This window comes from Patescibacteria group bacterium, from assembly GCA_041665345.1.
Classification (GTDB): domain Bacteria; phylum Patescibacteriota; class Patescibacteriia; order PEXW01; family PEXW01; genus JBAYJA01.
Map to the genome: position 1 here is coordinate 143,024 of JBAYJA010000002.1, position 8,980 is coordinate 152,003.

Below are 8,980 nucleotides of genomic sequence, written 5' to 3' on the forward strand. Positions count from 1 at the left end.
ATGCGCTCGGGACTCAAAGGAGTTCTCAAGAAATCCATATGTACCTTTCTTTCGCTGTTTATATTTGTTAATACATGAAATTAGCATAGTTGTCGTTTTCTGTCAATACTTTTTAGTAGAGCAGAAAACCGCCCGGTGGTGCCAGGCGGTCGATTCTTGTTTAAGGTACACTGAGAATGTATGTAGCTTGCCGGTTCTGCACTAAGCAGATTTGGAAGGAGGCTGACATGCCCATAAAAGTTCCGCGGATTTTAAGCCAGCGGCAAACAAGTTTTGACTGCTTGGTCCAATTTTGATTGGAAATGAGAAATGGAGGTTTTGTGCGTTTTAGTTGGCGTACCTCGTTGACAGAGTAGATTAGAGATCTCTTGGTATTTTTCGAATCAAACTCACAAGCAGTGAGAGTAAGTAGCCCACCAAGGAAATAAACAGTAAACTTTCCGTGATGCCTATACTTACTTTGGAAGGGGACTGTTGCTGTGAAAATATCTTTTTCAGTTTTTTTCACCTTGAAGAATGCCTGTAGTTGCTTGATAATTTCGGTATCTTCCATTTTTTTTGGAAAATTTCGCTTTTGCTTCTGCATCTGACTATCCTTATTTTTAGGGTACTTTCTTGTTTAGCTTGGAAATGTAGCTTACTATAGAGGTAACGTCAATTGCTTTTCAAATATGCCCCTCAAACTCTTCAATACCCTCACCCGGAAGGTGGAGGAATTCAAACCCATCAACCCACCCCACGTGGGATTCTACGCCTGCGGACCAACAGTATACGGCCGGGCCCACCTGGGGAATTTACGCACGTACCTATTTGTGGATGTGCTCCATCGCACACTAGAAAATAGTGGATTTGATGTTGACTTCGTCATGAATATCACAGACGTTGGTCATCTTACGTCAGACGCAGACGAGGGTGAGGATAAGATGGAAAAAGGCGCGGCGCGAGACCATGTGAGTGTGTGGGACGTTGCGAAAAAGTACACAGAGCTTTTTAAAGAAGATATGCAAGAGCTGCACATTTGGGAGCCAGACCAATGGCTACGGGCCACGGATAATATCCCAGAGCAAATTGCACTCATTGAGCGGCTGGAGGCTGAAGGGTACACGTACAAGACCTCAGATGGGGTGTACTTTGATACGAGTAAGTTCTCAAAGTACGGTGCCCTGGCCAAGCTGAATCTCAAAGGGCAGAAAGCCGGAGCTCGGGTGGCGGAGAATCAGGAGAAGCGAAACCCAACAGACTTTGCCTTGTGGAAGTTTTCACCTCGGGATAGCCAGCGCCAAATGGAGTGGGAGAGCCCGTGGGGGATTGGTTTCCCAGGTTGGCACCTGGAGTGCAGCGCCATGAGCATGAAAGCCCTTGGTTCCAGTTTTGATTTGCACGCTGGTGGAGTGGATCACATTCCCGTGCACCACACCAATGAGATTGCCCAGAGTGAAGCAGCAACGGGGAAGCCATTTGTGCGCACCTGGGTGCACGGAGAATTTTTGCTCATTGATGATGGGAAGATGTCAAAATCTTTAGACAATACGTACACGCTGGAAAATTTGGAAGAGAAGAAATTGAGCCCACTGGCGTTCCGCTTGTATTGCCTTGGCGCGCACTACCGCAGTAAATTGAATTTTACGTGGGAGGCTTTAGCGAAGACCCAAAAGGTGTTGGAAGATTTGCATCAACGCATTGCTGCACTGGATGGCGCGCCCAATATCGGCATTCGGAAGTATGAGGAAAAGTTTTTTGCGGCTATGCAGAACGATCTGAACACGCCCCAAGCTCTGGCAGTACTGTGGGAACTCCTCAAGAGTAATGAACCTGCAGCAGCCAAACGTGCTTCTGTGGTCAAGATGGATGAAATATTGGGACTGGGTTTGGCAACCATTGAACCACTGGTTCTGGTTATTCCTGCGGCTATTCAAAAGCTGGTTGCTGAGCGGGAGGCTGCACGCAAGGCAAAGGACTGGGCAAAGAGTGACGAACTGCGGAAGCAAATTGAGCAAGCCGGTTTTTCACTCAAGGACACCGCGGACGGCCAGGTGCTGGGCAAGGGGTAAAAAAGAACTCCATTTGCTGTGTAGGAGTTTGACGAAACGACTTTTTTGTGGTATCATATAGATACTTCAACAGATAAAAAGCAAAAATATGTCGGAAATACCTCAGTCTTCGTCTGCAGTTGCAACGAAGCAACGCATTGGGCTTGCAGTGAGTCTGTACGTCGGTTTTGCGGTACTCACTGCCGGAGCTGTGGGCGGATCTTTGGCTGCAGCGCTTTTTATTAAACCAGGAACACCAACGCCTACGCCAATTCCAATGAAAGTAAGTTACGTGCAGACAGCATCAGTGCAGCTGCAATCAGCAGGGAGCCCGACAATAAGTTTTTTTACCTGGGAAGGTGTTAATCGAGTCGACTTTGGTGCTTTGTTTGGATCAACAACGATTTTTACTCCTGGGAACCAGGCAACAAGTCGGCTTCCACTAGGTGTTACCGTTACAAATCCTCATCCTGCAATGGTTGTGGTCATTGCGGCAAATGCAACGGAGAGCGGAAATGTCTATTCACTCATTCCCACAGCCCATGCGCAGGTTCAGGTTGGTACTGCTTCGAGTATCTGCATACCCGCAGTGAATGCAGCGAATTCAGGTGCGCTCATAAATATCAATACAAATACGAATCAATCTACGACGACGTACTACATTGATGCAAATGGAAACGCTTATGCGAATCCGAATTTAACTGGAGTCCTCAATCCAGTACCATGTGAAACTGTGCTTCAGAAAGCAATGATAGCTGACGGCATGACTGGCGCAACGTTAAATGCAGCATATCCTTCCGATGCCAGTCCAATGCTGGGTTTGTATGCTGGTGGGTATCCCATTGGCGCTCTTACCAGCAATACAACCACAGTGACGCCAGTTGAGGATCCAAACAATGATCATCCATACCCTGGCGCGAAAAGCCCTTTGACCATGATTTTGGGAAGTACGCAAACGCAACCCATCTCCGCCCCCTCGCGCGTGCTGCAGCCACGGCTGACGGTCGGGACTGTGGTTTCAAGTAGTCAGGATTTGTGCATTCCTACATTTACTTTACCTGGTTCTGGTGGATCAGAGGGGAATGCAGTGGCATTTTTCTACGATCGATTTGGTAATCCCTATACGGATATTTTCCTCAGTCAGCGAGCAGCGTGCATTTTACCGCCAACTCCAGTGAATCAGTAAAATCCTCATAGTATGTACAAAACCCCTTCCCAAGTGGAGGGGGTTTTGCTATAGATACGTGCATGGAGAACTTCTGGAACACACTCCCGAAGCCGATTTTAGCGCTGGCCCCCATGGCTGGGGTGACCGACTCGGCCTTCCGGCAAATGTGCAAACTTGGCGGCGCTGATGTGCTGTATACGGAGTTTGTGTCCACAGACGCGATTGTCTACGAGAGTAAGAAGACCTTTGCCATGCTGAAGTTTAATCCCAGCGAGCAGCCTGTGGTTTGCCAGGTGTTTGGAAAAAAACCGGAACATTACTACAAGAGCGCCAAGGTGTTGGCCGAGCTTGGGTTTGCTGGCGTGGATATTAATTTTGGCTGCCCAGCGTACAAAGTGGTGAAGCATGGTGGGGGAGTGACGCTCATGCGTGATTTGAAAGTTGTACGAGAATTAGTCCAGGCAACCTGTGAGGGTTCGCCCATTCCGGTATCCGTTAAAATACGCGCCAGTATTTGCAAAGAAGGTTGTGCGGTGGACGATCCAGAAGGGCAGGTGACGGCTTTGGACCTGGTGGAGGCAATTAAAGATTTACCCGTAGCGACCGTGATGGTGCATGGCCGGAGCTTTGAACGTCCCTTTGACGGCAGCCCCAATGTGGAGGTAATAACTCAGGTCGTAAAAGCCTTTCCAGGGGTGGTTTTGGCTAATGGCGGGGTTTATTCGCCTGAAGAGGCAAAGGCTCTCCTAGAGCAAACTGGGGCCGCTGGCGTGGCTATTGCACGGGGTTCCTGGGGCCGGCCCTGGCTTTTCCAGCAGGTAAAGGACTACCTAAAAACAGGGGCATACCAAGCCCCGGATTGGGAGGAATTGCAGCGGCGGATGCAGACGCATGCACAGATTGCTTTTGCGTCCACAGGGAGCCACGGGCTCATTGAACTGCGAAAGCACCTTGCCTGGTACGTGAAGGGTTTGGACAATGCCAAGGAGTTGCGCTCCAAGTTGGTACGGGTCACAACACTCGCGGAGGTAGAAAGTGCTTTAGAGGATGCATAAAAAGGCGACCGGGGGTCGCCTTTTCAATTTACAACGTAAATGTCACATCGGCCTTACATACTTCGTTCGGGCATGATGCCGTGTAAAAGTCACCGTCGCGTTGGTCAGAGGTGAATTTTACTTTATCACCAGCTTCTAACCTGAACTCACATTTACACGTTCGGCAATCTAGTTTTTTGCCCACCCAAGGCTCGCGTGGATTCAATCTTCCTTCTTTTAGGATTTTTGTCATTTTTCCTCCATTGATTTTAATTTTTTCGTCAGCACGAGTTTAGTATAGGTCTTAGACAATGTCAATAGGTTCTCTCTAAACCCTTTTTTCACTGTCATTCTGAGTCCTCCAGCAGGAGGGCGAAGAATCTCCGAAGCTCGTCGTTACCATCAGGCAGATGCCGTCACGGACATACTACGTCTATATCCTCACCAATAAGCATCACACGGTGTTGCATACTGGGGTGACGAATGACCTGGAGCGACGGGTGACCCTGTCCGCCCACGTAGCAAAATTGGTTTAATTTGAAAAAAGCTTGAAGCATATAGTACAGACTTGACTCGGTAAGGGTTGCCCTCTTCACCACCGGGGTGCTTCCGATGGGCCGCACCCGTCTCCGACCCCTTGGAAAGGGGAGGACAGATACTAAGACACCTTGGTCAGGAATGAGCCACAAACTTGTCCCCTCCTTGCAAAAGGAGGGGGTTGGGGGTGGTAACCCTTCCCGGGGTGACACTGTTATACAAACCAAGTAGGCAAAATGGCCACAGCCTGTTTCTGTATTACCGGAAGATTGCCACGTCCCGCATGTGCGGGACTCGCAATGACAGAATAGAGAGAAGGAGAGGGATCGAAATATAGTACCAAGACTGCAGAACGTCTCCCTCGCCCTCTGAGGGAGAGGGAACAAGGGAGAGGGGGCACCCTCATGGGTCGATCACATCTAAAAAACCAAGCACGAAGAAAGAGCACGGTTAGTCTTCTTGGTTCCGTGTAACAGCAAGATTCTTCGACGCAGACTCCTCAGAATGACAAGAGAGAAAACAAAAGTCCGACCTTGCGGTCGGGCTTTTGGGTATACCTGAGAAACGGTACACTTTTATTTTTTTCGCACGCTGATACTTACTGAGTTAAAAGGCCGGCTACTGTTTGCACACTGAAGTCGCCAGTGCCTTCGGTGGTGATGCTCACCCACCCACTGCCACCCCAACTTGCGGGGATGCTCTTGTTAACGCAGCTTGCTACCTTCGAATTCAAATCTTGCAGCTTGCTGGCGTCAGAGTACTTGGTGACTAATGCTGTGGTCTTCGCTGCTGCCGTGGTCTTCGCGTCAGCTAGGGCTGCGGTGTTCTCTGCTTGAACGGTTGCAATGAGACAACCATGCCCAGCTGCCCACGCGCCCTGCGTGTAGACCGCTTCTTGCGCCTTGGCATCCTTATCACGGAAAGCGGCAAGGTTTGGACCAATTTCATCTGTAGCATTATTAATTGCCCAGATGAAGAAAATGCCTAGCAAGAACACGAAGATGAAAGCGACAGCCAACACGATAGGGGAGCCGTAGGTCAGCTTTGGGTCAAAAAGTGTTTCGTTTTTTGCCATAATTCTTCACCTCCTTCCAATTGTAACTGCTTTGTTGTGTTCGTTTTCAGCGGGGAACCTACTCAGCCTTTGGCGGCCATCCGTGCTTCTTCCAAAGGTAGTTCCACAAAATCTTTCACCACAATCCGTAGGTCTTCCAGTGTAACCTCTGTGGGTCCAGTATTCTTCTTCCCCACTTCAATTTGTGCTAGGTGGACACGGGAACCGGCTTCATCCAGTACATCAATTGCTTTGTCAGGGAACACGCGATCTCGTAGGTGTTCCTTTGCTAGCTGGATTATAGCTTCCAGCACGGCATCTGAATAGCGGACGTTGTGGTACGTTTCGTACTTGCCTTTGAGACCCCGCATAATTTCCAGAGTTTGCTCTGGGGACGGTTCATCAATGAGCACAGGCTGAAACCGGCGTTCAAGGGTTTGGTCTTTCTCCACGTACTTCTGGTACTCTTCCAGGGTTGTTGCACCAACCACCTGCAATTCACCCCGGGCCAGGGCAGGCTTCAAAATGTCCGCTGCATCAATGGCGCCTGTGGCTTCACCCGCTTCTGCCAAAGTGTGGAGCTCATCAATGAACAAGACAATGTGTCGTTCCGCGGCAATGATTTCATCCACCAGAGCCTTCAATCGCTTTTCAAATTCCCCACGGTACTTGGTGCCCGCAACTAATCCAGAAAGGTCCAGAGCAAGCACGCGTTTGTGCTTCAGGGTTTCTGGTACATTCCCGCTGGCAATTTCGTTGGCCAACTCTTCTACAATTGCCGTTTTGCCCACTCCGGATTTGCCAATTAGTACAGGGTTATTCTTCGTGCGACGGGAGAGAATTTCGATAACGCGGTAGATCTCGTGCTTCCGACCAATCACTGGATCCAGTTTGCCAGCAGTGGCCAAAGCGGTGAGGTCTTTGGCGTACAAATCCAAAATGCGGCCAGAGGACTTTACATTCACATCACCTTGACGACGCAACAGTAAAAAGGTGAGCAGGATTGCTAAAGCAATGATGCCAACAATTGTATAGGGGCTCATATACGAATTTTCCAGACGAGATAGGTGAGCCCAAACCCCAGCAGGACGCTGCCTGTGAAGGTGAGTGTCGCAATGCGGAAAGCAAGACTCACTCGGCTGAGGGTGGTCATCGCAGCAGTGGCTTGCGTTTGTACGGCAACGTCGGTCATAGGAAGCATAGCTTTATCTTACAACCAACGCTTACGTTTGAAAATGTAGACCGAGAGTCCAGTGATAATTGCCAGCAGGCCAAGCAAACCGTAGAAGCCATTGTCCGTATCCACCAGGGGAGTGCGGGCAAGTCGCGCGGCGATTATTGTCGTTGCAAGTGTGAGGGTGAAAATGATCACGGAGATCGTGGTATACGTCTTCATGATGTCATTCAACCGGAAGGAGATGAGTGATTCATTGGTCTGCTGTAGAGCCTCCACCGATTCTTTGAATGCTTCCAAGTGATCCCAAATTTCTTTGGTACGTTCCACTGCATTATTGAGCAGCGCATTTGCGGTTTCAGGTTCGGTAAGTTGTAGCACGCGGTTTGCAACTTCCATCTTCTTCACCACATTCTTGTGCGCCTGCATGATCTTGCGGAAGTCGGTGATGTTCCGGCGGGTGACCAGAATTTCTTTCACCATCGACTTTTCCGATCCACGGAAAATCAGCCGTTCAATGGCATGCAAGTCCATGGAAATATGGTCGAGCATGGGCAAACAGGCATTCAGTTGTCTGTTCGTAAGCTCGGCGGTCAACAGCAGTGGATTATCCAGGTGCGCTTGTGGGTGCGCGTTCAGGGCTTTTACTTCTGTAAACAGATGCTGTACAGAATGCAGCCGTTCATCATGGATGGTGATGATCAGGTCTTTCTGAATGAAGAAGTCAATTTCCGTGGGCTCAATTTCTCGCGTCTTCCGGTTGAAGACCGGGAAGAGGAGTACCAGGAAGGCATACTTTTCATGTATCTCGAGCTTCGGCCGCTGGCCATTACTCACGCAGTCTTTGATATCCAAAGCTTGGAAGTACGGAAAATGCTCCCGGAGGTAGGAGACCTCAGGGGTGTCGTCTGCAGTTGCGCCCGTGATATTTATCCAGCGGAAAGAACCCGCTGAAACTTCACGAATTGCCATATAGAAGAGTGATTTTTCTTTTTGATATATATATCATAGCACGAATTGGTAATAAATGCAAGTTTGTATTGTAATATGAAAATCCTCACCTTGTGGGGGTGAGGATTTGGATAAGGATCTATATGTTACCAGGGAGGGCAAATTGAATTTGCGTACAAGTTTACTTTGGCAGAGTGTTCATCTCTTCGGAGCACGTCGCATCCTTCGCAAGTAGACCAGGTGACCACTGCCCGAATTTCTACGGTACCCCGGGCATCATTTGCTAGCCAGGTGTTGCTCACTTCCTTTCCAGCAACGAAGTACTTTATTTTGCTTACGTATCCCTGGGTTTCAAAAACTGGTACGTATACAAACGCAACACCTCCTTCTGACCAAGGAACAGAATACAACTGTCCCTCATAGAGGCTTTTTCTCGTACCGTTTTCAAAAACCAATTTCAAGCCGCCGTAGCTTGGGAGATCAGTGTTTTGAATTGTCAACCCGCCTTGAATAACCATTGAACAACCGGCTATGCAAAAGCAGCAGATCAGCATGAAAAGAAATAAATGTTTCATGGCTTACCTCACACCTACTTCCAAAGTAATTTCCAAGTACTCGTGTGGATCGAGTAGAACAGTCCACTCATATGATTGTCCTGCATAGTCTAAGACAATAAACAAACTCGTGGCACCCGGAGGTGCATGTCCAACGAAACTACTGGTGGTGAGGTCGATTGATTTATATCTTGGTTGTACAGTTGCAGGAGAATAGGTGACACCCAAATGTCCACCATAGATGTCCCGTCCACTTGGGGTTTTGAAGTGAATTTTGAAGTTCGGCCGAAAGTGAATGCCCTGCGTTTCCATTCGTGCATCGAGAGATGCGCTTTTACCAATCGAGCCAGGAATGGTTTTCCAAAGTTTCGCCACGGCACAACCATCAATCCACCATGCGCACATGCACAGCAATGCAATGAAAATTAAATTTTTCATGTTCTCTTTTCCTTTCAGTTTTTTTGTTTTTCAAATCAAG

At 48.7% G+C, this 8,980-nt stretch carries 11 protein-coding genes; 4 read left to right on the forward strand and 7 right to left on the reverse strand.

Features of this window, described 5'->3' with window-relative positions; all coding sequences use genetic code 11:
• Nucleotides 1-160: 160 nt before the first annotated feature.
• Nucleotides 161-553 (reverse strand): hypothetical protein, encoded by a 393-nt coding sequence (locus WCV85_04495; protein ID MFA6474114.1) that lies wholly within the window; start codon nt 551-553, stop codon nt 161-163.
• Between the two features lie 118 nt (nt 554-671).
• Here WCV85_04495 and cysS point away from each other — a divergent pair, with 118 nt between their 5' ends.
• From cysS to WCV85_04510, 3 genes are all read left to right on the forward strand, one after another.
• Nucleotides 672-2,051, forward strand: coding sequence for a cysteine--tRNA ligase (gene cysS, locus WCV85_04500; GenBank protein ID MFA6474115.1), 1,380 nt, complete (start codon nt 672-674; stop codon nt 2,049-2,051).
• An 88-nt stretch (nt 2,052-2,139) separates the two neighbouring features.
• Entirely contained in the window at nt 2,140-3,216 is a 1,077-nt protein-coding gene (locus WCV85_04505) for a hypothetical protein (GenBank protein MFA6474116.1), read from the forward strand.
• A 62-nt stretch (nt 3,217-3,278) separates the two neighbouring features.
• Nucleotides 3,279-4,253 carry a tRNA-dihydrouridine synthase gene (locus WCV85_04510; protein MFA6474117.1) on the forward strand — a complete coding sequence of 325 codons (975 nt, stop codon included), beginning with the start codon at nt 3,279-3,281 and terminating at the stop codon, nt 4,251-4,253.
• A 28-nt stretch (nt 4,254-4,281) separates the two neighbouring features.
• Here WCV85_04510 and WCV85_04515 read toward each other — a convergent pair whose 3' ends face one another.
• Nucleotides 4,282-4,485 (reverse strand): hypothetical protein, encoded by a 204-nt coding sequence (locus tag WCV85_04515; protein MFA6474118.1) that lies wholly within the window; start codon nt 4,483-4,485, stop codon nt 4,282-4,284.
• Between the two features lie 157 nt (nt 4,486-4,642).
• Between WCV85_04515 and WCV85_04520 the strand changes: the two genes are divergently transcribed.
• Nucleotides 4,643-4,768 (forward strand): GIY-YIG nuclease family protein, encoded by a 126-nt coding sequence (locus WCV85_04520; protein ID MFA6474119.1) that lies wholly within the window; start codon nt 4,643-4,645, stop codon nt 4,766-4,768.
• A gap of 599 nt (nt 4,769-5,367) precedes the next feature.
• Here the strand turns inward: WCV85_04520 and WCV85_04525 are convergent.
• The 5 genes from WCV85_04525 to WCV85_04545 form a co-directional block, all read right to left on the reverse strand.
• Nucleotides 5,368-5,844, reverse strand: a complete 477-nt coding sequence (locus WCV85_04525) for a hypothetical protein (GenBank protein ID MFA6474120.1) — start codon at nt 5,842-5,844, stop codon at nt 5,368-5,370.
• Between the two features lie 62 nt (nt 5,845-5,906).
• Nucleotides 5,907-6,866 (reverse strand): AAA family ATPase, encoded by a 960-nt coding sequence (locus WCV85_04530; protein MFA6474121.1) that lies wholly within the window; start codon nt 6,864-6,866, stop codon nt 5,907-5,909.
• Nucleotides 6,863-7,015, reverse strand: a complete 153-nt coding sequence (locus WCV85_04535; GenBank protein ID MFA6474122.1) for a hypothetical protein — start codon at nt 7,013-7,015, stop codon at nt 6,863-6,865. The genes WCV85_04530 and WCV85_04535 overlap by 4 nt, the downstream gene beginning before the upstream one ends.
• An 18-nt stretch (nt 7,016-7,033) precedes the next feature.
• The gene (locus WCV85_04540) at nt 7,034-7,969 is read right to left on the reverse strand and encodes a CorA family divalent cation transporter (GenBank protein ID MFA6474123.1); all 936 of its coding nucleotides are present in this window, start codon (nt 7,967-7,969) and stop codon (nt 7,034-7,036) included.
• 557 nt (nt 7,970-8,526) lie between these two features.
• Nucleotides 8,527-8,940 carry a hypothetical protein gene (locus WCV85_04545; protein ID MFA6474124.1) on the reverse strand — a complete coding sequence of 138 codons (414 nt, stop codon included), beginning with the start codon at nt 8,938-8,940 and terminating at the stop codon, nt 8,527-8,529.
• Between the last annotated feature and the right edge of the window lie 40 nt (nt 8,941-8,980).